21 protein-coding genes and 2 pseudogenes are annotated in these 23,062 nt (G+C 47.9%); 12 read left to right on the top strand and 11 right to left on the bottom strand.

The window, feature by feature from the left end; all coding sequences use genetic code 11:
• Nucleotides 1-97 precede the first annotated feature (97 nt).
• Nucleotides 98-1,870: an alpha-amylase family glycosyl hydrolase gene (locus FCU94_RS18780; protein ID WP_176289984.1), complete on the top strand. Its 1,773-nt coding sequence runs from the start codon at nucleotides 98-100 to the stop codon at nucleotides 1,868-1,870.
• Nucleotides 1,871-1,902: 32 nt separating this feature from the next.
• Here the strand turns inward: FCU94_RS18780 and FCU94_RS18775 are convergent, their stop codons facing one another.
• From FCU94_RS18775 to FCU94_RS18740, 8 genes are all read right to left on the bottom strand, one after another.
• Nucleotides 1,903-2,529: a DsbA family protein gene (locus FCU94_RS18775; protein WP_176289983.1), complete on the bottom strand. Its 627-nt coding sequence runs from the start codon at nucleotides 2,527-2,529 to the stop codon at nucleotides 1,903-1,905.
• Nucleotides 2,530-2,608: 79 nt separating this feature from the next.
• A complete protein-coding gene (locus FCU94_RS18770) occupies nucleotides 2,609-3,400 on the bottom strand; it encodes a LytR/AlgR family response regulator transcription factor (RefSeq protein ID WP_176289982.1) in 792 nt (263 codons plus the stop codon).
• Between the two features lie 13 nt (nucleotides 3,401-3,413).
• A complete protein-coding gene (locus FCU94_RS18765; RefSeq protein ID WP_176289981.1) occupies nucleotides 3,414-4,448 on the bottom strand; it encodes a sensor histidine kinase in 1,035 nt (344 codons plus the stop codon).
• On the bottom strand, nucleotides 4,448-5,719 hold the full coding sequence (locus FCU94_RS18760) for a hypothetical protein (RefSeq protein WP_176289980.1): 1,272 nt from the start codon (nucleotides 5,717-5,719) through the stop codon (nucleotides 4,448-4,450). Before FCU94_RS18760 ends, FCU94_RS18765 begins: the two co-directional genes overlap by 1 nt.
• A complete protein-coding gene (locus tag FCU94_RS18755) occupies nucleotides 5,720-6,472 on the bottom strand; it encodes an outer membrane lipoprotein-sorting protein (protein WP_176289979.1) in 753 nt (250 codons plus the stop codon). It abuts the gene before it with no gap.
• Nucleotides 6,465-7,724 (bottom strand): ABC transporter permease, encoded by a 1,260-nt coding sequence (locus FCU94_RS18750; RefSeq protein ID WP_176289978.1) that lies wholly within the window; start codon nucleotides 7,722-7,724, stop codon nucleotides 6,465-6,467. Before FCU94_RS18750 ends, FCU94_RS18755 begins: the two co-directional genes overlap by 8 nt.
• Nucleotides 7,712-8,395, bottom strand: coding sequence for an ABC transporter ATP-binding protein (locus FCU94_RS18745; protein ID WP_176289977.1), 684 nt, complete (start codon nucleotides 8,393-8,395; stop codon nucleotides 7,712-7,714). Before FCU94_RS18745 ends, FCU94_RS18750 begins: the two co-directional genes overlap by 13 nt.
• 9 nt (nucleotides 8,396-8,404) lie before the next feature.
• The gene (locus FCU94_RS18740; RefSeq protein ID WP_176289976.1) at nucleotides 8,405-9,049 is read right to left on the bottom strand and encodes a hypothetical protein; all 645 of its coding nucleotides are present in this window, start codon (nucleotides 9,047-9,049) and stop codon (nucleotides 8,405-8,407) included.
• A 240-nt stretch (nucleotides 9,050-9,289) separates the two neighbouring features.
• Here FCU94_RS18740 and FCU94_RS18735 point away from each other — a divergent pair, with 240 nt between their 5' ends.
• The 4 genes from FCU94_RS18735 (at nucleotide 9,290) to proX (ending at nucleotide 13,158) form a co-directional block, all read left to right on the top strand.
• Entirely contained in the window at nucleotides 9,290-9,538 is a 249-nt protein-coding gene (locus tag FCU94_RS18735; RefSeq protein WP_176289975.1) for a hypothetical protein, read from the top strand.
• A 339-nt stretch (nucleotides 9,539-9,877) separates the two neighbouring features.
• Nucleotides 9,878-11,065 carry a glycine betaine/L-proline ABC transporter ATP-binding protein ProV gene (gene proV / locus FCU94_RS18730; RefSeq protein WP_176289974.1) on the top strand — a complete coding sequence of 396 codons (1,188 nt, stop codon included), beginning with the start codon at nucleotides 9,878-9,880 and terminating at the stop codon, nucleotides 11,063-11,065.
• Nucleotides 11,066-11,068: 3 nt separating this feature from the next.
• Entirely contained in the window at nucleotides 11,069-12,154 is a 1,086-nt protein-coding gene (gene proW / locus FCU94_RS18725; RefSeq protein WP_176289973.1) for a glycine betaine/L-proline ABC transporter permease ProW, read from the top strand.
• Nucleotides 12,151-13,158, top strand: a complete 1,008-nt coding sequence (proX, locus tag FCU94_RS18720; protein WP_176289972.1) for a glycine betaine/L-proline ABC transporter substrate-binding protein ProX — start codon at nucleotides 12,151-12,153, stop codon at nucleotides 13,156-13,158. Before proW ends, proX begins: the two co-directional genes overlap by 4 nt.
• A gap of 83 nt (nucleotides 13,159-13,241) precedes the next feature.
• On the opposite strand, the gene FCU94_RS18715 is transcribed toward proX, so the two are convergent.
• Nucleotides 13,242-14,507, bottom strand: a complete 1,266-nt coding sequence (locus tag FCU94_RS18715; protein WP_176289971.1) for a RidA family protein — start codon at nucleotides 14,505-14,507, stop codon at nucleotides 13,242-13,244.
• Between the two features lie 622 nt (nucleotides 14,508-15,129).
• Between FCU94_RS18715 and FCU94_RS18710 the strand changes: the two are divergent.
• The 4 genes and pseudogenes from FCU94_RS18710 to FCU94_RS18695 form a co-directional block, all read left to right on the top strand.
• Nucleotides 15,130-15,290: pseudogene (locus FCU94_RS18710) on the top strand (transporter associated domain-containing protein); the annotation flags it as partial.
• A gap of 224 nt (nucleotides 15,291-15,514) precedes the next feature.
• A complete protein-coding gene (locus tag FCU94_RS18705; protein ID WP_176289970.1) occupies nucleotides 15,515-15,874 on the top strand; it encodes a YciI family protein in 360 nt (119 codons plus the stop codon).
• A gap of 3 nt (nucleotides 15,875-15,877) precedes the next feature.
• The gene (locus FCU94_RS18700; RefSeq protein ID WP_176289969.1) at nucleotides 15,878-17,107 is read left to right on the top strand and encodes an RNA polymerase sigma factor; all 1,230 of its coding nucleotides are present in this window, start codon (nucleotides 15,878-15,880) and stop codon (nucleotides 17,105-17,107) included.
• Between the two features lie 227 nt (nucleotides 17,108-17,334).
• A pseudogene (locus tag FCU94_RS18695) lies at nucleotides 17,335-17,466 on the top strand (NAD(P)H-dependent oxidoreductase); the annotation flags it as partial.
• Between the two features lie 77 nt (nucleotides 17,467-17,543).
• Here the strand turns inward: FCU94_RS18695 and FCU94_RS18690 are convergent.
• Nucleotides 17,544-18,842: an aminotransferase class I/II-fold pyridoxal phosphate-dependent enzyme gene (locus FCU94_RS18690; RefSeq protein WP_176289968.1), complete on the bottom strand. Its 1,299-nt coding sequence runs from the start codon at nucleotides 18,840-18,842 to the stop codon at nucleotides 17,544-17,546.
• A 137-nt stretch (nucleotides 18,843-18,979) separates the two neighbouring features.
• Here FCU94_RS18690 and FCU94_RS18685 point away from each other — a divergent pair, with 137 nt between their 5' ends.
• The 3 genes from FCU94_RS18685 (at nucleotide 18,980) to FCU94_RS18675 (ending at nucleotide 21,587) form a co-directional block, all read left to right on the top strand.
• Entirely contained in the window at nucleotides 18,980-19,873 is an 894-nt protein-coding gene (locus FCU94_RS18685; protein ID WP_176289967.1) for a dihydrodipicolinate synthase family protein, read from the top strand.
• A 22-nt stretch (nucleotides 19,874-19,895) separates the two neighbouring features.
• A complete protein-coding gene (locus tag FCU94_RS18680; protein ID WP_176289966.1) occupies nucleotides 19,896-21,101 on the top strand; it encodes an MFS transporter in 1,206 nt (401 codons plus the stop codon).
• 69 nt (nucleotides 21,102-21,170) lie between these two features.
• Nucleotides 21,171-21,587: a VF530 family DNA-binding protein gene (locus FCU94_RS18675; protein ID WP_176289965.1), complete on the top strand. Its 417-nt coding sequence runs from the start codon at nucleotides 21,171-21,173 to the stop codon at nucleotides 21,585-21,587.
• Between the two features lie 119 nt (nucleotides 21,588-21,706).
• Here the strand turns inward: FCU94_RS18675 and FCU94_RS18670 are convergent, their stop codons facing one another.
• Entirely contained in the window at nucleotides 21,707-22,969 is a 1,263-nt protein-coding gene (locus FCU94_RS18670; protein ID WP_176289964.1) for a DEAD/DEAH box helicase, read from the bottom strand.
• Between the last annotated feature and the right edge of the window lie 93 nt (nucleotides 22,970-23,062).

Genomic DNA, 23,062 nt, shown 5'->3' with positions numbered 1-23,062 from the left:
TTCTTACCTCTACGCCCCAACCCAATGATTAAGGGATGAGTTGCTTATCGCTTGCTTGGTCTAGGCTATGTAGAGAGATTTCCAGTGGTATCATACAATGCAGAAACAGAACATTTATCAGGTCTTTACCCGCTTATTTGGCAATACACAACAAGCCCAAATTCCCTGGGGAAGCATAGAGCAAAACGGGGTGGGTAAGTTTAGCGATTTTACTGACCACGCATTGGCACAAATTCGCCAGTTGGGTATCACTTGCATTTGGTACACCGGCGTACCGCACCATGCTTTGGTTGGTGATTATCGCCAGATTGGCATCGAAAACGATCACCCAAGCGTTGTCAAAGGCCGAGCGGGCTCACCTTATGCGGTCAAAGACTACTACTCCGTTAACCCCGATCTTGCCGACAACCCTACCAAGCGAAATCAGGAGTTCCAAGCGCTTGTCGAGCGTACCCATAACGCTGGGATGAAGGTGATCATCGATATTGTGCCTAATCACGTTGCGCGAGTTTACAAAGGGCTGAACAATCCAGCAGGCGTGAGTGATTTTGGTAGCAATGACGATACCCGCGTTGAGTACCACAGAGACAATAACTTTTACTATATTCCTAACAAACCGTTCGAACTGCCAGACGCACTGGAGAGCCACCCGCCCCTCGGCGGTGAAGACCATCCAGACATGCGTACGCCTTACCATGAATATCCCGCCAAATGGACCGGCAATGGCTCGCGATTAGCCAAACCGAATCACGATGATTGGTACGAAACCGTTAAGATCAATTACGGGGTTCGCCCCGATGGACGTAAAGACTTTGCCTCACTGCCAGAGTGCTACCGCCAGCGCGGCGCCAACGAGCACTATCAGTTTTGGCAACAGAAGAGCGTGCCCAACTCTTGGCAAAAATTTCTCGATATTGCACTTTATTGGCTCAAATTGGGCGTAGACGGTTTTCGTTTTGATATGGCCGAGATGGTGCCTGTGGAATTTTGGAGCTATCTAAACTCGTCGATAAAACATGTCAACTCCGAAGCTATCTTGATAGCAGAGGTTTATCAGCCTGAGCTTTACCGCGACTATATTCAGTTGGGTAAGATGGACTACCTGTATGACAAAGTAGACCTTTATGACCACCTCAAGGCGATTATTCGTGGTCAAGGGTCAACCAGCGAGATTGGCCGTATTGAATACCAGTGGCGGGATATTGAACACCATCTGCTGCACTTTTTAGAAAACCATGACGAGCAACGTATTGCTAGCCCAGAATTTGCTGGTTGCGCAGAAAAAGCGCTCCCAGCCATGCTTGTGTCGGCGTGTTTATCCAGTTCACCCACTATGGTCTATTTTGGCCAAGAGGTTGGCGAAGCGGCGAGCGATATGGCCGGTTTTGGTCAGCCTTCTCGTACTTCGATATTTGATTATATCGGTGTGCCTGCGCACCAGCGTTGGGTCAATCATGGCCGCTATGATGGCGGGCAACTGAGTAACCAAGAGAAGCAGTTGCGGAGCTTTTACCAAAAACTGCTTCATGCAACGTTAAACAGTTCAGCGCTAACTGGCGACTACCACGACCTCTATGCAGCCAACTTCTCGCATTTCGCAGAACTTCGACATAAGTTGTACGCTTTCGCTCGCTCCGATGCCAACGAGATTGTCATCATCGCCACCAATTTCAGTCGCGAGAATGGGAAAACCGTGCCATTGACTATCCCTGATGAGCTAATAAGCCACTGGCAATTGAGCTCCGGTCGCTATACGTTCTTAGACAAGCTCACTGATCAAACGCGAGTCTTACACGTCAAGGAAGGACACGGCAGTATCACGCTTGATCTGCCGCCTCTGGCTTGTCTGTTTCTCTCCTTTAAACGCTGAGCATACTGTCGAAAGCGGCTTGGCAGTGTTGTTTAACCTTCTATCAGCGCTTCCACTTGTTTTATAGTGCGCGTGGCAGACTGATAATCGACTGGCAACTCAACACACCCTTGCGCGGTTTGCACGAACAATGAAGGGAAACTGTTGCCCCCAATACGGCGGGCAAATGCAATTTCGTCTAATAATGATTGGTTGAGATCGGCCGACGTAAAGTCGTGTTCAAACTGTTGGGTATCAAGCCCAGTCTGTTGCGCTAGATTGAGTAGCACATCGGCATCGCTGGGATTGCGCGCCTGCAGGTAATAAGCCTGTTGAATCGCATCCAGCATCGCGAACTCCGCTCCTTGTTTGCGGGCTGCAAGTATCGCGCGACAAGCGGGGTAGGTTGAACGTCGTGGCGTATTTTGTGTCCAAAAATCATAGTTAAATGCGGTACCAAGATAATCTTCAATTTTCTTCCAGTATGCCGCTATTTGCTTTTGCATTTCATCGGGCATCGCCACATCGGAATCTGGGGCTAAGCCGCCAAGCAGGTAATGAATGTCTATCTTCTCACTCAATGAGTTCTGTATTTGTTGCCAAACTGGCTTGTAGCCCCAACACCAAGAGCACATGGGATCGTACACATAGTAAAGTTTGTTCGTTCTATTCTCAGACATCGCAGTTGCTCACTTGATTAATAAGGGCCAACGAGTCGCTCTCTACTTGGCCTTTTCACTGACACTCAGGCGGTTAACCTTACCACAGGTTGGTAAACTGGCTTTGCATTGCTCGACTCACGGGCAACTTATCTCCCTCGATCACCACCACCATTTTCCCAGTGATCACCTTATTCACTTTTTCAATCGCCGCCACATTGACTATGGTAGAGCGGTGAATTTGCCAAAACTGATTGGGATCGAGTTGCTGCAAGAGCTCTTTTAGCGAGGTCCGCAGTAGATATTCTACTTTTTTGCCCTGTTCAAGCGTAAACAACGACACGTATTTATCTTCTGCTTTGAAATAGAGCACATCCTCTGCGGCGATAAGGTGAATGTCTTCGCCTTTTGCCGCTTTTAGCCATGTCAAATAGTTTGGCGTTGGATCATTTTGAATTTGCTGCAACTGCTGCATCAATGCCGCGACATCAAGCTGCTGCGGCTCAGCGTGTTGCTTGAGTCGCGCTTTCAATTTATCGATGCATTGCGCTAAACGCTGGTCACTTATGGGTTTGAGCAGGTAATCAACGGCATTGGTTTCAAATGCCTGCAGCGCATACTCGTCATAAGCGGTGACAAACACTATCTGCTGATTGCTGCCTTGCTTGGTTAACGCCTTAGCGACTGACATGCCATCTAGCTGTGGCATTCTAATATCCAAGAACACCACATCTGGCTGATGCTGTTCAATCAAGTTCAAAGCTTCTTGGCCATTTTGGGCCAAACCTTTGACCTCAAGCTCAGGCCAGTGGTCCGCCAGCAGTTTATTCAAATGGTGACGCAGTACTGGCTCATCATCGGCAATCACTGCACTCCACTCGTCATTCGACATCGGCTATCCTTATTTACGTATTATGTGGTTCCAACGGGATAGAGAGACTGGCACACACCCCGCCATAAGAATTCTGTTTTATCGCCAGTTTGGCATGTTGACCATAGAGTGCGTCTAACCTTTGGCGGACATTGCTAAGCCCCAAGCCATGCCCTTTGGCGGTAAGACTAGGATCAAGCCCCACTCCGGTATCGTTGACCTCAACTAAGACTTGGTCTTGTTGCTGTTGCACTCGAATCGTTACCTCTCCACCATCAACCTTAGGCTCGACTCCATGCAACACCGCGTTCTCTACCAAAGGTTGCAGCAATAGCGGCGCAAAGCTTATCGAGCGCTCGATCCTATTATCAACTTGGTAGTTAAGCCTATCACCCAAGCGGATTTTCTGAATAGCTAAATACGCATCAAGTAAATCGAGTTCCGCTTCGAGCGTCGATTCCGTTTGGCGGCTATTGTTTAATGTGCCTCTAAGCAGCTCGGTGAGTTTCCCTAACATATGTTGCGCAGCTTGAGGATCTTGGCTGATCAAGGCGTTAACGTTAGCCAGAGTGTTAAACAAAAAATGAGGCTCAATTTGACTTTGCAGTTGACGCAATTGACTCATCAACAACGCTTTCTCTTGATCTGACTGGATTCGCTTGGCGGTCTCTAGCTCTTTTTGTGCGATCAGCTTTTGTTCATGGGTGTAGAAGTAAAAAAAGCAGGTGGCGGTAAAGATAAAGCCAAGCACCACAACCGGTCGCATTTCATTGAGATCCGAGAATTTCTCATAACGACTCAGCCACAAGTAGGCGTTGACCGTCCCGAACACCATCGCCCCCGTCACCGAAAACAGATTGACCAATCGGGTTGGCATATCGGGTTTCCAGCCGTTAATGATAAGTGAGCAGGCAACCGAACTAAACCCATAACCCAAACTTATCACCAAATGTTCCAAGTATGGACTTGGCCAAATGCTTTGCGTCACAAACGCGATCACCATACAAAACAGTGTCGTGTACGCTAAGCTTTTGGCTATGCTTTTGAATTTGGGGCTAATATTAACCATTAGAATTTCCCTTTTAGATTAATAAAAATCATACGCTTATCTGGTAAGTTTGCATATATCGACGTGTTGTCTCCAGTCATAAAACGCGCCGCAATTTCAGTTAAAAATGAGACTGAACCTGAATCGTATAGCGTGTAATTGAGCCGTTGGGTGGCGATCACACCGCCATCTTGAGGGGCCACTAGCAAGTCGAAAGTGGGGGTTAAGTCATCAAGCCACAGCCAATCCTTCGACCACTGCCATTGGCTCCAACTGGTTGAATCAAGTGACCAATGTAACATTACATTGTGTTCAACTAAGTTGGCATGGGTCAGCCCGTTCGCATACGAGCGCGCCATCGGCTGACTCACAGGGTTGGCGCTCAAACGGTCGACGTCGCGAAACGCACTCTGCCACTGACGTTTGCTCCAGGCGCGGCTATCGTACCAATACTCGACAATGATGTTATTACCCAGAGCATTGGCCCAATTGAGCCCAATTAACCCCTGATAACCGTCTTCATAGCGAGTGAGTTGCACTGGCTTATTGTGGGTTTGCTGATAGGCTTGATAATGTCGCTGATAGATCGCAGAAGCATGCACTGACCACGCAGGATTGAGTACCGATACCAAAGATGTCGCGGCGAGACCATGACGAACATCATCGTAATAGAGCACGGTTTGCCACTCACTGTCGCCATCTAGCCAATAGCGTCGAACACCCGCGCCTTGCTGCTGCGTGGCCTGCTCCAGTGCGCTGGTGGTTTGTTGGGTCCAAGACGAGTCGGTATAAACCAGACTCCACTCTCCTGCCAGGTCGAAGTAGGATAACATCGCCGTTCCACTCCCCTCCTCAACCTGAATCCCAACCGGATTGCGCCGATAAGGTTTGAACAGGTCGAGCGGGCGATAACCATACCCCACTCCCCAATCCAAACGCACTTTACCCAGCGTGAGATCCAGCGGTAGTGACCCTACGCTACCTTGCCACATCAGCTCTTGAACAATGAGCTCCCCCTCAAAAGAGATGGAATGGTCTGAATGGTAAATATTGCTACCTTTCGCGGCGAGCAAACCGCTAAACCCCGCAGCGTCAAATTGCACATCGAGCAGCGCGTCAACACTGTGCGAGCGGTCCCTTATCGCCTCTCCAACTAGCAGTGAATCTCGATGCGCGGTGGAGCGACCACTCACCGTATAGTCCCAATCAAAGGTCAAATCTTGTGCTTGACTCACATGTGAGCCCAAAGTCAGCAAGGTCAGAAGGAGGCATCGAACTCGTGTGCTTGTCATTTATAACTCCGCGATTGCATTGCGTACTAAGTATGCGGGGTTGTAGTACTTATCTTCGAGTACCGTCGGAGTGATGGATTGGTACTCGATCACGGTTTTTTTCGCAGGTTGGATTTGATCCAACAACGTCATTGCGGTTACTCGTGTTTGTTCGTCGCGTGTACCCCGTTCGAACCAAGCTTGTTTGGCGAGTTTACCTGAACGCAGATACAAGTCGGCTTTGATCGGAAAGTCATCGTGCGCATCTAACCATAAATCAATGGCTTGATAACTTGCTCCTGTCGTTTTGGCGGTTAAACGCAGACGGTTAGTGAGTATCGTTTGTTGGCCAGACGCTACGGTTTCATTCGATACCCAACTCGCTTGATAGTCCTCGCTCCAAGTAAGGGTTGAGATATCGCCTACCGACGCCTCACCCAGCAGCTTTTGCATTGGAGTAATGCGGATCGGGCGGCGACTTTTAGGCATCACCAACCAGTAGTTATCTGCCAGCATTAGCATTTTCTGTCCGGCTTCAACTTGAGATTTGAAGATCACTAATGATTGACGCTCTTCTCGAGTGTAAACATGGTATTGGCGTGTTTTGTCGAGCTGACCGTTTTCGAACAGACTGACCAAGGAGACCACCTTGGCAGCCTTACTGTCTAAACGGTACTGATCTGCATTTTTCACCATGGTATCGACATCTTGTGCTGCGACCAATGTGGTCATAGCCAGCCAAGTAATCAATCCAACAATAAGTTTATTAAACATAAATCAATGCCTCCGTGATGGGTTTTTTCACTCCTTTTGACGCAGAGAGCCAAGCGGCGGTGATACAGATGAGCGTGACGCCAAGTGCTGTCATCAGCAGTAGCTCCGGAGAGAAATAGATGTTAAGTGGGTATCCTTCGGTTCTTCCCGGTGGCGGTGGCATTTCTATCTGAACAACCATCAACAGCAAGCTGGTCGCTAGGCTCAACAATCCGCCCAACGTTGACCCAATGAATGCCAGCAGCGCTGACTCACGCACAAAACTCGCAACGATCTCGTTTGGGTAGGTCCCCAATGCCGATAGCGTGCCGATTTCTCGTGTTCGCTCAGTCACCGACATCGTCATGGTATTAAACAGCGCAACAAACACCACCAACGCCATCACCGCCCCCATGATGCCAAAGATACGATCGTATAAGTCTTTCACCTTGTTATAGAAAAAGGCGCGCTGCTGCCAAGGTGTCACCTCAACGTTTTGTGCCAGTGTCAGTTGACCCAACTGCTCTTCCACCCAACGCTGCATAAGCTCGGTTTTACTGGTGTCAAACAAAAATACCGATAGCGTGCTGACTTTGTCGCTCGACAACAACTGCTGTGCAGAGTCGATATGTAGGTATAACTGACGCTTGTCGAGCTCCGGCACACCTGTCGAGTAAATACCTCGAACTTTGTAGTCATAAGCGTTGAGCGCGCCGTCGCTGGTGGTCGCCAACAAGGTTACCCAGTCGCCCGGCTGTACACTCAGATTTCGCGCCAGATCGACACCCAGCATCACTTCCGGCTCAGCCGGGTCGTAACGAGAAGAGTGGATACTCGACAAGGTTTTGCCCTGGCGAACATCGAGAAACGGTCCTTTCATATCAAATTCACGCTCGTTGACCCCAATCCCGACAAAAATCGTCGATTTGTTGCCATTCGATACCAGCCCGGTAAAGTCAATTCTTGGCTGAACACCGCGCACCTCATCATGAGCAAGCACCTGCTGCATGATGGCAGGGGCGTCAGCCAACCCGTTGGCAAGAGGCATTTCTTCATCTTGTTCAAAAAAACCTGGCTGACTGATGGTTAAGTGCCCAGTATCACGGGCCGTCGACTCTTTGAGTGACTGATAGGTGTAGAGGCCAAAACCGCCAGCCGATGTTAGCGCAAATATGGCGATAGCAATGATCAACACCGAGAGTAAACTGCGGCGGCGATTGCGATTGAGGTTCAAGTACGCGACTCGAATAGTGTGGGGGATCAGCTTGCCCATTTGACTGGCTCCTTATTGATTAAACCATCACACAGTTCGACAGAGCGGTCACATTGCAATGCCATGCGTGGATCGTGAGTGGCGACAATAAAAGTGGTATTCAGCTGATGCCCTAGACGCTTCATCATATCAATAACGATAGAAGCGGTATGACTATCAAGGCTGGCCGTTGGTTCGTCGGCAATCACCAATTGCGGCTTGTGCACAAGCGCACGGGCAATGGCCACCCGCTGTTGCTGGCCGCCGGATAGATTGTCAGGGCGATGAAACGCCAAATCAGATAGACCAACGTTGTCCAGGATCTCGAGCGCCAAACGCTTTTGCTCGGCCAACGAATGACCATTCAACATCAGCGGGTAAGCCACGTTCTCCCACGCGGTCATCACAGGGATAAGGTTAAAACGTTGGAAAACAAAACCGAGTTGATGACGACGTAGCTTAGCCGCCTGCAACGCATGTTTGGGATATTCCAGCCCTGCCAATGTGATACTGCCTTGATAGTCCATATCAAGTAGACCAAGAATATTCAGTAGCGTGCTTTTACCAGAGCCAGACGGGCCACACAGCGCCACCATTTCTCCCTCGCCAATAGTGCCACTCACTTCAGTGAGCGCGTTAACCTGTTGCTCGCCCAAGCGGTAGGTTTTACTGATGCCGTTAAATTCGATCATAACGCCTCCCTAAGCCGCACTTTGTAATATGGCTTGTGCTTGAGCGACAACCGTGTGTTCGGGATGTAAACGCTGTAATTGCGCCACCCACTCAGCCCCTTGTTCATGGTCGCCAGCTTTGACCGCGGCATTGACCGCATATAAGTAGACCCAAGATGTTGCCTCAATCGGTTGCTGATTGAAGCTCGGCTCTGCGAGCAAATCGAGAAACAGGTCATAGCCACGTTCAAAGTGGTTAAACATGTCAGGCAGTGAGGTAAAGGTAGAGGCAGCAATCGAACGGGCGAGCAGTGACTCAGGCAAGCCTTGTCTTATCACTTGTTGTTCAAGGGGCAAAGACTGAGAAACGATTAGATCAAGCCCTTTGCTGATCGTTGCTAACCCTTGCTCGGTATACTTCATTTTGTTCCAAGGCATCCACGCATCTCGGCCCATTAACGTTTGGGTGCTGCCAAGATAAACCAGACTAAGCGCATCGCTACCATGTGTGTTGATCTGCGTCGTTAGCTGCTCATAAACCAACGTGACTTTCTCTTCGTCACCTTGTGCGGCGAGATTATACTCAGCGATTAACGCCTCACTTGGTGCCGCGTAGAGCGAACCGGAAGTCATTGCAGAGATACAAATCAGTGAAGTTAGCCATTTCTTTTTCATCGTGTTCTTCCCTTGCTTGATTGAATAAGCAAAGGTTACTCATGACACAGGGTGTACGCTGTACTTTGCGACAAACGGTTGTCTTCCGGCGCCAATGGTCCATTTGGGGTGCGAATGGTTAAAGGTTATTCATCCCACTCGCACAGCAGTAGCAATTGTTCACTATGCTGGTTAAAGTAGCGCTAAATTTATCGCTCTGAACAGAATGATTCAGACCACCGTGCTTGTTAGAGAGAAATTATGATTAATGACGATAAAATCATCGCCGATTTACAAGAACTTGAAGCCTTTCTGGTTGCCATTGAAAGTGGTGTATTAGGCCTTAATAACGCCGCTGGAGTCGTATTAGCGACAAGTAATAGCGACGGAAGACGATTTGTCGCGGTGTTGGATGACAATAACCAGCTATTGCTTGGTCGTTGGGTTACCGAAGAGGTCTTTCAGACTGGTCAAGATCTTGTTCGCCATGGTCCAAAACGCAAACACTGACCGATTGTTTTTTGCGCAACATCAGCGAGGCAAACGCCTCGCTGATGGACAAATGGTTCGACCGCTAATATTAACAGCTAAAACTAAATCGCTTTCGCCACAATCACCCCTTGCTTGTTATAAAATCTAAATCTTGACTCAATAAAGTTTCCAGCCTCCACAAAAAACAAACAAAACAAATAAAAACAACCAGTTGCAAGTAATTCGTAGTAATTGATAACTCATTAATCAGTACGCCCCACCCCCTCATACCGAATAGCATTCCTTGATTTGCCCCCATTAATTAATTAGAGTTCTAATCGAATTCAACGATATTCACTCTCTAAAAAAGGAAAAAGCATGGATCCCATACTGGAAGTTAAGGGACTGTATAAAGTGTTTGGAGAAGACACTGATCGCGCTTTTAAGATGATAGAAAAAGGTGCAGACAAAGACGCCGTTTTTGAAAAAACGGGGTTAACCATCGGTGTTAATGACGTCTCACTGAGCATCAATGAAGGCGAAATCTTCGTCATCATGGGGTTATCTGGCTCAGGTAAATCAACCCTTGTTCGCCTACTCAACCGACTCATCGAACCCACCAAAGGTAATGTATTTCTCAAAGGCAAAGACATCGCCCACATTACCGATCAAGAGCTGCGTGACGTTCGTCGCAACAATATTTCGATGGTATTTCAAAATTTCGCGCTGATGCCACATATGACAGTAATAGAGAACGCATCATTTGGCCTAGAGCTTGCGGGCATTGATACTGAAGTTCGACGCAAAGCCGCATTCGAAGCGCTAGAGCGGGTTGGCCTAGAAGCCTATTGTGACTCTTTCCCCGATGAGCTTTCTGGGGGGATGAAGCAGCGTGTTGGTCTAGCACGAGCACTGGCTTGTGACCCAGATATACTGTTGATGGACGAAGCCTTCTCGGCACTCGATCCTCTGATCCGAACTGAAATGCAAGACGAACTGATCCGATTGCAAAACGATGATAAACGCACGATAGTCTTTATCTCTCACGACCTTGACGAAGCGATGCGTATTGGCGACCGAATAGCCATTATGCAAAACGGCGAAGTTGTTCAAGTCGGAACGCCTGATGAAATCTTGCACAAACCCGCCAACGACTACGTAGCCGCATTCTTCCGTGGCGTTAATGTCGCTAGTGTGTTGACGGCAAAAGATATTGCTCGCAAGAAACCAGCGGCAGTGTTTAAAAAATCAGAACACGACGGGCCTGCATCCGCTATGCAAATCCTGATCGATAACGACCGCGAGTATGGCATTGTGGTTGACCGAAGCAGCCGTTACTTAGGCATCGTTTCTGTTGATTCTCTGCGCGCAGCCCACAAGGAAAACCGTTCACTAAGTAGCGCTCAAATCGAAGATGGCATCACTCTCGAACCAGACCAATCAATCAATGACATATTAGGAGCGGTCGCTAACGTTCCCTATTCAGTCCCTGTGGTCGATCAACAAGGTAATTACTTTGGTGTCGTCACCAAATCACGATTACTGCAAACGTTAGATAAGGAATAGCCCATGTCATCAGAGCAAACCAATAGCGATCCGTGGTCTCAGACCACGACTCAACAAAACGATCCATGGGGGCAAGCCGCAGACAACAGCGCACCTGCTAACGACTGGCTAACCAGCGAATCTGTTGAGCAAGCCCCATTTGATATACTCAACCCTTTCCAAGACGCCGTTTTACCCCTCGATAGCTGGGTAGAATCAGGCCTTAACTGGTTGGTTGAACACGGACGTCCCGTCTTTCAGGCAGTTCGCGTCCCGATTGATTTTATTCTGACCTCTTTTGAGACGGCATTGGTCTCAACCCCAGCCCCTTTCATGCTGGTGTTCCTCTTTTTGCTCGCTTGGCAGTTTTCTAGTCTGCACTTAGGCGTCGCAACCGTATTATCGCTCATCTTTATAGGTCTAATCGGCGCTTGGTCACAAGCCATGACCACCTTGGCGCTTGTCATGACCTCGGTCTTCTTCTGCTTGCTGATCGGGTTGCCACTCGGCATTTGGCTCGCTCGTAGCGATACCGCTGCAAAATTCGTCAGGCCAATACTCGACGCCATGCAGACAACCCCAGCGTTTGTGTACTTAGTACCGATTGTCATGTTATTTGGTATCGGTAATGTTCCTGGTGTTGTCGTCACCATCATTTTTGCCTTACCGCCCGTCGTTCGTTTGACCATTTTGGGTATTCAGCAAGTACCGGAGGAGCTCATCGAAGCGGGTCATTCATTTGGGGCGAGCAGCAAACAGATGTTGTACCGCATTCAATTGCCTTTGGCGCTTCCAACCATTATGGCCGGGGTAAACCAAACCCTAATGCTGTCGCTTTCCATGGTTGTAATTGCTTCGATGATCGCTGTGGGCGGCCTAGGCCAAATGGTTCTGCGCGGTATCGGACGCCTCGATATGGGACTGGCCGCGGTAGGTGGTTTAGGTATCGTTATCCTTGCCATACTGCTCGACCGCATCACCCAAGAACTCGGCGCAAATGCGGGCAACACCAAATTACGCTGGTATCACACCGGGCCTATTTCTCTGGTCACTAAACGATTCGCTAAACAGAACAAACCTCAAGCAACCCTTAAGGAGAAACTTAAATGAACAACTCATGGAAGAAAACACTGACATTAAGTGCCCTTTCAACCCTCGCGCTTTCCGCAAGCGTATCGGCATCAAAGCTTCCTGGTGAGGGTGTCACGGTTCAACCGGTTCAGTCCACAGTGGCTGAAGAGACATTCCAAACTCTTATCGTTAACCGTGCCCTTGAAGAGCTTGGCTATGAGGTTCAACCAACAAAAGAAGTCGACTACAACGTAGGCTACACATCTATCGCGAAAGGCGACGCGACTTTCCTAGCAGTGGGTTGGTTCCCGCTTCATGCTGATAAGTACACTATGGCTGGCGGCGATGACAAGTTCTTCCGTCAAGGTCAATATATCTCAGGCGCTGCGCAAGGTTACTTGATCGACAAAAAAACGGCTGAGAAGTACGGAATTACTAACATTGGCCAACTAAAAGATCCTAAGCTAGCCAAACTCTTTGACGCTAATGATGATGGTAAAGCAGACCTAACGGGTTGTAACCCAGGTTGGGGTTGTGAGTTAGTGATCGAAGAACAACTTGACGCTTACAAACTCCGCGATACCGTCAGCCACAACCAAGGTAACTACGCAGCGATCATCGCCGATACTATTTCTCGCTACAACAAAGGCGAGTCAATCCTGTATTACACATGGACTCCTTACTGGGTGAGTGGCGTACTGGTTCCGGGTGAAGACGTGGTTTGGCTAGAAGTACCATTTTCAGCGCTACCGGGTGAGCGTAAAGATGTCGACACCACACTCGCCAATGGCAAAAACTACGGTTTTGAAATGAACTCGATGCGCATCGTGGCGAACAAAGAGTTTACTGAAAATAACCCAGCAGCAGCCAAGTTGTTTGAGATCATTAAGGTCAACATCAATGATGTGAGCGCACAAAACATGATGATGAGCCAAGGTAAAAACAGCTCAGCAGATATCGAAGCGCATGTTAACGGCTGGATTAAAGCCAACCGAGCATTATTTGATTCTTGGATTGAAGAAGCGAAAAAAGCCGCACTTTAATAACAAGACCGCACTTTGGTCAATCAATAACAAGGGAGCCCAACTGGGCTCCCTTTTCTCTTTTGATACTCATTGATACTTGCTTAACGCTGCGGAGGTGTTCCTTCTGCGTTTGAAAGCACAGCATCGATTTGTACCCTTGCTCCAAGAGCAATCTGATTCACACCAATCACAGTACGCGCTGGTAAGTCATGGTTAAAGAACGCGGGATAGACCTTTTCCACTACCGCCAAATCCGCCATATCCGTCAACTGAATGGTCACTTTGACAATGTCATCCATCTTATGGCCGATGCTTTCAACGATAGCTTTAATATGGGTTAAACACTGAATCGCTTGATCCGCTGCCTCTCCCTCCACCACTTTGTCGCTATTTGCCATCACGGGTAACTGCGCTGTAACGTGATTATAGTGCGAGAAGGCCACCGTTTGGGTCGAGAGTAAACAGATGGGCGCTTGATCGGTGTTGTTGGCGCGAATCACGATGCCATGGCGGTCTTCGACTTCTTGTGGCGGCGTGCCATCACCGTGGGAGATAGAGACATCCACTTGCACTAGAGCATCCAAAGGTAAACGCGACACCTGAATGACAGAACGCGCTGGCATATAGCCGACGGTGCGAGCAATTGACGAATCAGGGAAAAAAGTCATGTAGACCTCATCGACCGCCTCCATATGCGCCAAATCGGTCACATAAATATTGGCCTTAACGATATCATCAAATGGAACATCAATGCTTTCCATGATGTTTTTGATATTGCGTAGACACTGCGCCGTTTGCGCCTTGATGCCCCCCGCCACGATAGCGCCAGTTTCAGCGTTGATAGGTAACTGAGCGCCAATATTGTTGTAGTGTGAAAAAGCGACTGTTTGCGTCGAAAATTTGCTGACAGGCGCTCGCTCGGTGTTTCGGGACAATTTCACCAGATCACATGGCGCCTGAGGGTAAGTGCCTTCCCCATTAGAAATCAGAGCGTCCATCTGTACCAATGCATCACCGTGTGGCAACGCCGCAACCTCAACCACAGTGCGCGTTGGCAACAAATTCTCGAAGAAGCTGGCATATACCTCGTCAACCCGCGCTAAATGGTCAAGATTTTTGAGAAAAATCGTCACCTTAACCACATCGTCCATCACATGATGAATACTTTCGACGATGGTCTTGATATTGGTTAAACATTGTCTTGCTTGATCCTCGATATCTCCGACAACAATCTCACCCGTTTTCGGGTCGATTGGCAGCTGAGCTGAAAAGTTGTTGTAGTGAGAAAACGCGACAGTTTGCGTTGATTGTGTGCAGACAGGCGCACTGTCCGTGTTTCTTGATACTTTGATGATTTCGCCACTCATTTTAATAGCTATCCTTCTATTTATTATTAAGACACAACCGTATTTGATCGCTAAGTTGGTCTCTGTCGGGTTATTGGATGAATGGCGCGATAGTACGAGATAGTGCGGCTAACGAGTGTGATAGAACTCTAATTCGTTCTTTTGTGAGTTGTGGCAAAAGTGAGGATATTTAGTCAGTTAGCGACTAATTATCTGCTCTAGCCAAGCAGTAAGTCGCACAGAAAATCCTTTGCTCTCATATTCATCCAAGCCGAGTGAATTAAATGTCGCGACAACAAACGGTCAATCCAGGTGTTTTTGCCGAGATTTGATAGTGCGCTCACAGTAACGAGCCAATTGCAAAGCTGACAACTCAAACTACGTGCTTGTTAAACCCAGATAGCTGCATAAAGTCGCGAGCGATAACAGCTTTGCAACAGAGAAAACACAAGCCACAAACCAAATTAAACACAATGCAACACACCTTATTTTGCAGTCCATTGCCCAACCGAGCTGCAGTCACTAACAACAAGACAAAATAAGACCGAGTAACCAACCTACTAGAGGCGTTATCATCTCGACAAAATGATTTCGTCGAAGTTTTGCTAACCTAGTGCCGAAACGTATTGCGATGGCGATGCCGGAAACCATTGCCGGTTTTATGATGTTTATGCTGGAAAAATCCCGCGTCGCACCGACTCGGTCACCTTCTCTGGCTACAAATTTGACGTTGTTGACATCGACGACTACAAGGTGGACCAATTACTGGTTACTCGAGTAGAGTATGGAGATGATGATAAGTAACAAGTCATTGGACTTATCGTTAGCATTTAACAACGAGTAAGAGCACTGGTTTGAACATAGCGAAGTTTATACCAAGCTCACCTAACCCCTATCTCATCATTGATAGGCGCTTATCCTCTGTTCTATTGTAGATTCGCAAGAAAAAATATTTTTTAGTTGATGTCGAAAATGGCGAAGCAAAAACGTCCTTGACTATGAAACCATAAAACAGAAGGAAACTGACCATGAAATACATGCTTTTGCTTTACGCTGCACCGGATCAAGAGCCAGCATTTGGTACCCCCGAATTCGACCAGATGATGGAGGATTTTGCCGCGACTACAGAGACTTTCGAAAAAGATGGCGTACTGGTTGGCGGTGAAGGGTTGCAGACCATTGAAACGGCCACTTCGCTTCGGGTTAGATCTGGGAAGGTGGAAACGATGGACGGTCCCTTTGCGGAAACTCGTGAACACTTGGGCGGATACTACATCGTTGATGTTCCCGATTTGGATGCGGCATTGCGTTGCGCAGAAATCATTCCAGTGGCTAAGTTTGGTACCATAGAAGTTCGTCCGTTGTTGGATTACGACCAAGCAGGTTAACCGATGAATAATGCCTCTTCAAAAGCCATCGCTGTGAGTCATGCGATTAATGATGTATTAAACAAAGACAGAGGGCGGCTTTTGGCTGGGCTTATTTCTCGACTTGACGACTTTCAATTGGCCGAGGATGCATTACAGGAGGCCTCGATCGCAGCGTTTAAGCACTGGACGCGTTCCGGCCTACCTCACAATCCCACTGCATGGCTGTTGAGAGTCGGTTTAAACAAGGGCATTGACCATTTTCGCACGGCAAAACGAGAACAACGTAAAGCCGAGGAACTGGTCGATCTTGTTGCCTTTGATGAGTCGTACCACCCAGACGACACCATTCCAGATGAACGTTTACGCCTTATCTTCACCTGTTGTCACCCCGCCTTAGAAGAAAAGTCGCGTATCGCCCTGACCCTCCGTACCGTCTGCAATTTAACCACCAAGGAAATCGCCGCCGCCTTTTTGGATAACGAACAAACAATGGGACAACGTTTGTATCGCGCCAAGGTAAAGCTAAAAGCGAAAGGGGTGAGTTTCTCTGTACCAAATGAAGAGAGATGGTATGACAGACTAGACACAGTATTAACCACGATTTATTTGATCTTTACCACAGGTTACCTGATGGAAACTGACTGCCCACGTTCGTTATGCCAAGAGGGCATCTTTTTGGCCAGACTGCTCAATCAGCTTCGCCCTAATGATCCTGAAATCGAAGCGGCACTGGCTTTGATGCTACTTACCAGTGCCAGAAGCTGTGCTCGCATCAGCGCCGATGGCGCTATGGTGCCGATCGAAGCACAAAACACGACACTATGGGATCAAAACACAATGAATGAAGCTCACGACTTGCTTGCCAATGCCATAGAGAAAAGACAGCCCGGCCCATTCCAGATCAAAGCTGCAATTACGGATTGTCATATGCAAAAGCCTAGCCCGGATTGGCATCAGATGTGTTTGCTCTATCAATCTCTGTGGCAGTTCGAACCGACTCCCGTTGTCGCTTTAAACTGGGCGGTAGTCGTTGCAGAGGCTGGTCATCCAGATCTTGCTCTCAACAAGTTAGACGAGCTAAAGCCCGAGCTGGAAGATTATCAACCTTGGTACGCAGCGCGAGCGCATATTCTCACGAAATTAGGACAGAACTCTCAAGCCATCACGTTTTATAAACTGGCGATAGAGAAAGCACAAAGTGAGGCGACACGAAAATTTTTGCAGCTCACCCTACGAGAACTGACTCAATAATTCAGTCTAGGTTGGTGTAACCTTTAACCACCTACCCACTCATATTTCCACTCCAGAGAAAAAATAAAACCTTATTAAATAGATGCTTAACCATATTTCAATCGAGCTTTATGGTGATTACTAAAAGTTAACTAATTGCCCTAGAAACGTAGGTAACCATAATAAACCGCAAGACAGCGAAATCATGATTCTCTCGGGATACATCCAAATATTGAAGGGTTTATATCATGAGTAACGTTCTAATCATCAACGCACACGAACCATCTCCTTTTTCTGAAGGCAAACTCAATGCAGCTCTAGTTGAGAAAGCTCGTACCGAGTTAGAATCAAAGGGTCTCGAAGTTCGCGTAGTGACAATAGTCCCGACGATTTTGACGACTGTTGCGCAAAATGAAAGAACTGCCCCTTAATTTTGTGTAAATCCACTGACACAACGTTAATTTTGAGCCAGCGCGATATCTTTGGCTAACTGCAAGGCGAGCTCCTGGCTTAGTTTGGTTGTTGTCACTCGTAACCCAAGCGCTTTTCCGTCAATGTCAAACTGGTTTCCGGGCCTCACCAACCAACCACGCTTTGATAGTTCGTATGCGCTGGCTTGAGGGTCACCATTGACCGGAACCCACAAATTTACGCCTTCAACAGGACCAGGAATTGAGAGCCCATTCGCTTCAAGTGCTTCAATTAGCCATTGATTCCTTTGTCTGCAGTGTTGGCTCATCACCTGAAGCTGCTGGTCGATGCTGTCAGATTTCAGCGCGGTAATAACTAAAGATTGCAGGATACGACTCACCCAGTTCATACCAATCGTCAGTCGGCTTTGAAGGCGTTCAGTTGTCACTGGATCCGCCGCTACGAAAGCAAGCCTGAGATCCGGTCCCAGCCCTTTTGAGACTGAACGAAAAACACCCCAATACAATGAGTTTTTGGCAATTAAATTGTAGTAAGGTTGCTCCGCAAGTAATGCGTAGTGATCATCGATTAACACCAATACATTTGGATAACGACTGAGCACTTCTCGAATCGCCTCTGCTCGTTGTTTGCTATAACAACATCCCGTCGGGTTGTGCGCTCTTGGGGTAAGCAACACCGCCCGAGCACCTTTGCTGAGTTTAGATTCAAGTTCATCGGCGACCATCCCATCAGAGTCAATGCTAACTCCGACCGGATGCATACCTGCCAACTTGATTGCCGTCGATGACCCCAGATAACAAGGGTCTTCGACGATAACTTGATCACCGGGTAATAGATGGGCCGACATCAGGCGTTCCAATGAATCAACCGCGCCACTTGTTATCGAAAGGCCCATATTGGGTGGACATATGTCCTTGAACCATTCACGACCAAATTGCTCAATTTCAGGCAAAATTGGCGCTTCACCATACACAAACTGTTTTAAATGCGCTTGTGCGGCTAATTGGTCAAGGCTTGGAAACCACTCTTTACGGAGATTACCGTCAGCAAGGTCCATTAATTTCGTTTCTGTTATGCCGTCTTGTTGTTGGGATGACTGGCGAGATTTCACACGCGTCCCTAAACGGCCTTTAGTCTCGGCGAGCCCTGACTTTACAAGGCGTTGATATACGCCTGCAACAGTATTTCTATTAACGCCAACTTCTGTTGCGAGCTCTCTTACAGGAGGCAGCGCGTCCCCCTCTTTGAGCTCTCCAGACGCAATTAAACAACGGACAGACTCAAATAATTCCTGTCCGGTTTGCCCTTTTATCTTGACTTTCATCTTTGTCCTATGACAATGTTTATATCGAACTATGACAATAAAGTTTTATGACTATGACTAAGATACCACTTGTTAGTGTTCTTTTCATTATTGTCTCATAGCACTCTGTAAACACATGTAATGAAAGGAATTTATCTATGATATTTAATGGAATCAGTGCTTTCCCTATTACCCCAATATCGGATGAGCGAGTTGATGTTACCGCCTATAGCCAGGTTCTAGGTCGATTGATCGATGCACAAGTAGACTCTATATGTGCATTAGGCTCGACAGGTTTGTATCCGTATTTAAATGCACAAGAAAAACATCATGCGATCTCAACGGCTGTCGCAATGGCAGGAGATATTCCCGTCCTGGTCGGCATCGGGTCTCTGCGACTAAGGGATGTGCTCGCGAATGCTGAACAAGCGGAGCAGCTCGGAGCCAAAGGGCTTTTACTCGCGCCTATTTCATATCAACGCCTATTCGATGAAGAAGTCTACGAACTCTATCGCCGAGTATCTGAAAGTGTTTCGGTCCCGATTTGTGTCTATGACAACCCAGCCGCCACTCACTTTACCTTTAGTGACCAGCTCCATACAGAGATCGCAAAGCTGAAAATGGTGCAGTCAATCAAGTTCCCTGGGATGCAATTTGAAGATCAGGGCCAACGCAGAGTTCAACAGTTGAAAAAACGAGTACCAGACAATGTCACGATTGGCGTGAGTGGTGACGCCTTTGCTGCTAATGGTATTCAGTCCGGATGTGATGTTTGGTATTCCGTTCTGGCAGGTTTGTTCCCAAGAACGGCTCAACATCTGTTTGAGCAAGCAAAGCTCTGCAACCCTGAGCAAGCGAAACAACTCTCGCAAAAATATGACCCGCTGTGGCAACTGTTCTCAGATAATCTCGGCGGAATGCGTGTCATGGCCAGTGCTGCTGAAGTATTGGGCTATGCCGAATACCCATGTCTACCCGCTCCTTTGACCGGACTAAACAGTAAATCCAAGCTTGTTGTACAAAAACTGATTTCAGAGCTGGAACTCGCGTAACGCTCACAGTAAGGGGAAACATATGGACAATATTCGTAGTACCACAGCAAAGGTTCACAATGATAAGACCTTGTTGTATCTGTACTTCAGTCTGGCTTGCTTTGCCAGAACGGCAACAGGTGCTGCCATTGTCGGTGTGTTGCTCCTAGCGTCTGAGAATGGGGTACCGAGTCATCAAATGGGCATGCTTGCCGCTTGTCTGAGCGCCCCACATCTACTTGGTCCTATATGGGGACGTTGGTTAGATATGGCGCGCGATTCAAGAAAACTGATCATCGCAGCGGCATGTGTCTATAGTGTGTTCATGCTCGCTACAACCCTCTTCTTCCAGCATCTAACTCTATCCGCGATAATGCTGTTACTGATCATTTGTGGTGGTTCTGCCCCTTACCTGATGGGAGGGATCAGTGGATTGTTGAATGGCTTATTTAGTTCAAACTATGCGATGAGAAGAAAAGCGCACGCATGGGATGTGTGCAGCTATGCCGTCGGCGGTACGTTAGGCCCCATGGTGGTTGCAGGGTTAATCAACATCAGTGACACACAGTCAGCACTGATATCAATCGCTCTGTTTCCTTTGATAAGTTCCCTGTTGATTATGAGGCTGCCAGTGAATAGCCATCATAATAGTCAGTCCGCATCCGTGCCGAGCATAGCCAAGGTCGCACAACAAATTATCAGCATAGGTCCACTGACCCGCACCATGTATCTGACCGTTGCCACCTCATTTTCTTTAGCGGCGCTGCCAGTTTGTGCGATCTTTCTGGCTGAACAATGGGGACAAACTCAGGCTAGCTCAGCAACGCTGGTTTCTTTTTATGGCATCGGAAATCTGGTTGGTGCATTTTGTTTGATCCGCTTCCCTACTCATAAAGAGCCCGAACAGCTCATGATCTTATCTGCGATTGGTGTATCGTGTGGTCTGCTACTGGTCTCGATTTCGACCGGCTATGAGTTGGGACTTGGCGCCTTCTTCATCTGTGGCGTTACCAACGCACTTTTCTTCGCCGCGAGTCTCGCTGCAAGGGTTGACTACGCACCAAGTGAAAGTGCTTCACAGGTCTTCATGTGGATCGCAGCTCTGAAAATCGCAGCGGTGTCCATCGGCAGCACATTTGCCGGTTACCTTGCTGATGGCTCACCCTCAAAAGCGATATGGGCCAGCTTTGTCATCACGCTTGGGATCGCGATAGTCAGTGCTATCCATAAACGGTTCCAACTGCCATAACATGAGTATAGATATCTCTACACTCTATACTCTGCTAAACTCCGCCCATTAACGAGTGAGGCCACGATAATGATGACTGACGAAGAAAGAATCGAACTGCAACAAAACAACCCTCTGCATGGGCTCAAGCTAGAAACTATGTTGCAAGAGTTAGTAGATTTTTATGGTTGGGATATTCTCGATACCGCGATGCGCTTTAATTGTTTTCACACCAAACCGTCGATTGCGAGTAGCGTAAAGTATTTAAAGAAAACCGAATGGGCGAGAGAAAAGTTAGAGAACTTTTACCTGTATCGTTTTAAGCGTATGCCACGCGCGAGTGCTGAGGAGTATGACTTACCGCCAAGAGCACGAACCTTTCCTCACGGTCTGGAACCTAAAGAGCCGATGCCGCTTACCGTGGATTCTATTCTTAAATCACAAGCTAAAGCCGCGTCTGCATTTAAAAAACGCTCACCTCGTGGTGGACGTACGCCGCGTCGATAGTTCTCTCTAAAAAGAGCCTGACTTAACGCATAAAGTCAGGCTCTTTTTTGCGATTCAGAGAGCGAACAGTAAACCCAAGTTCCCTTCCTTAAAGCTCAATCAATTAAACGATTCACGGTCTACGTCATCGATTGGTTGCGCTTTTTATTCTTCTTTTTTCCTGTTCCAGCAGGCTTTGCACGCGGCTTCATAGGGGCAAAGTAAGCTTCACTTTGATCATCTTCCACTTCAAACCCTGCGACTTGCTCACGTTCAAGCTGGAACTTATTTTTCTTTTCGATCACTTTGAAATGATGGTAATCATCGTAATCAATAAGCGATAACCCGAGGCCTACTTCTCCTGCGCGGCCACTGCGTCCAATACGGTGCATATAGTCAGCCGGGCTACGTGGTAAATCAAAGTTAATCACTACTGGTAGCTTCTCGATATCAAGGCCACGGGCGGCAATATCGGTCGCGATAAGCACTTGGATCTCTCCAGACTTAAATCCATCAAGAACACGAGTACGAGCGCCTTGACCTTTATCACCATGGAACACTTCTGCCGTGATCCCGCGTTTTGATAGTTTTTGTGCGAGATGATTACAAGCATTCTTAGCATTGACAAAAATCAGCGTCTGTCGCCACTGATGCTGTTTGATCAAGTGCGCCAGTACCGCGGTTTTTTCGCCTTTGTTGACGCTAAACACGCGCTGAACCAAGGTACTTGCTTCCGCGCTCTGTAGTTGAATTTCTGCAGGCTCATGGAGTAAGTGCTGGGCTAACGTCGTGACTTTTTCAGGAAAAGTCGCTGAGAATAACAGCGTCTGTTTCTTCTCGGGCAGTAGTTCAAGAATCTTATTCAGTTCGTCGGTAAATCCGAGGCTCAACATACGGTCCGCTTCATCAAGAACCAAGGTTTTCACTCGATCCAGCTTGATGGCGTTACTAGAAACGAGATCAAGCAATCGACCCGGAGTAGCGACAATGATGTCACACCCACCACGTAGTGCCAGCATTTGAGGGTTCGCCGATACGCCACCAAATACCGCCACTGTTTTCACCTTATCTCTAACATGATACGAATAAGATTTAACCGTGTATGCCACCTGAGAGGCTAGCTCGCGAGTCGGCACTAAAATTAAGTGAGAGGCATAGTTGCCACGGCGATCATTGGCTTCACCTTGCTGAAGGATCTTTTGCAGAATAGGCAGCGAAAACGCAGCCGTTTTGCCTGAGCCCGTATTGGCCCCACCCACCATATCTTTGCCATTGAGCAACAGAGGAATGGCTTGAGATTGAATAGGCGTCGGTTGGCGATACTCTAACGCTTCTAATCGTTCGGTTAAGGTAGCAATAAGACCAAGGTCGGCAAATGTTGCTGGCTGAGATTTATCTGTCATTACTTTCAGTGGCTCGGAGCTGGATAAAGGCCGTGTATCTTATGCTATTTGGCGCCAGGATGTTAGTGGTAATGGAGTGTTCGTCGTCAACTA

The organism is Vibrio sp. JPW-9-11-11, from assembly GCF_013369335.1.
In the GTDB taxonomy this organism is placed as follows: Bacteria; Pseudomonadota; Gammaproteobacteria; order Enterobacterales; family Vibrionaceae; genus Vibrio.
The sequence above is the reverse complement of the archived record's forward strand: the minus strand, read 5'-3'. Positions and strand labels throughout refer to the sequence as shown.

Coding starts and splice junctions, on each gene's coding strand:
- FCU94_RS18780 (WP_176289984.1), top strand. CDS start 98: ATGCAGAAACAGAACATTTATCAGGTCTTTACCCGCTTATTTGGCAAT.
- FCU94_RS18775 (WP_176289983.1), bottom strand. CDS start 2,529: ATGTCTGAGAATAGAACGAACAAACTTTACTATGTGTACGATCCCATG.
- FCU94_RS18770 (WP_176289982.1), bottom strand. CDS start 3,400: ATGTCGAATGACGAGTGGAGTGCAGTGATTGCCGATGATGAGCCAGTA.
- FCU94_RS18765 (WP_176289981.1), bottom strand. CDS start 4,448: ATGGTTAATATTAGCCCCAAATTCAAAAGCATAGCCAAAAGCTTAGCG.
- FCU94_RS18760 (WP_176289980.1), bottom strand. CDS start 5,719: ATGACAAGCACACGAGTTCGATGCCTCCTTCTGACCTTGCTGACTTTG.
- FCU94_RS18755 (WP_176289979.1), bottom strand. CDS start 6,472: ATGTTTAATAAACTTATTGTTGGATTGATTACTTGGCTGGCTATGACC.
- FCU94_RS18750 (WP_176289978.1), bottom strand. CDS start 7,724: ATGGGCAAGCTGATCCCCCACACTATTCGAGTCGCGTACTTGAACCTC.
- FCU94_RS18745 (WP_176289977.1), bottom strand. CDS start 8,395: ATGATCGAATTTAACGGCATCAGTAAAACCTACCGCTTGGGCGAGCAA.
- FCU94_RS18740 (WP_176289976.1), bottom strand. CDS start 9,049: ATGAAAAAGAAATGGCTAACTTCACTGATTTGTATCTCTGCAATGACT.
- FCU94_RS18735 (WP_176289975.1), top strand. CDS start 9,290: ATGATTAATGACGATAAAATCATCGCCGATTTACAAGAACTTGAAGCC.
- proV (WP_176289974.1), top strand. CDS start 9,878: ATGGATCCCATACTGGAAGTTAAGGGACTGTATAAAGTGTTTGGAGAA.
- proW (WP_176289973.1), top strand. CDS start 11,069: ATGTCATCAGAGCAAACCAATAGCGATCCGTGGTCTCAGACCACGACT.
- proX (WP_176289972.1), top strand. CDS start 12,151: ATGAACAACTCATGGAAGAAAACACTGACATTAAGTGCCCTTTCAACC.
- FCU94_RS18715 (WP_176289971.1), bottom strand. CDS start 14,507: ATGAGTGGCGAAATCATCAAAGTATCAAGAAACACGGACAGTGCGCCT.
- FCU94_RS18705 (WP_176289970.1), top strand. CDS start 15,515: ATGAAATACATGCTTTTGCTTTACGCTGCACCGGATCAAGAGCCAGCA.
- FCU94_RS18700 (WP_176289969.1), top strand. CDS start 15,878: ATGAATAATGCCTCTTCAAAAGCCATCGCTGTGAGTCATGCGATTAAT.
- FCU94_RS18690 (WP_176289968.1), bottom strand. CDS start 18,842: ATGAAAGTCAAGATAAAAGGGCAAACCGGACAGGAATTATTTGAGTCT.
- FCU94_RS18685 (WP_176289967.1), top strand. CDS start 18,980: ATGATATTTAATGGAATCAGTGCTTTCCCTATTACCCCAATATCGGAT.
- FCU94_RS18680 (WP_176289966.1), top strand. CDS start 19,896: ATGGACAATATTCGTAGTACCACAGCAAAGGTTCACAATGATAAGACC.
- FCU94_RS18675 (WP_176289965.1), top strand. CDS start 21,171: ATGATGACTGACGAAGAAAGAATCGAACTGCAACAAAACAACCCTCTG.
- FCU94_RS18670 (WP_176289964.1), bottom strand. CDS start 22,969: ATGACAGATAAATCTCAGCCAGCAACATTTGCCGACCTTGGTCTTATT.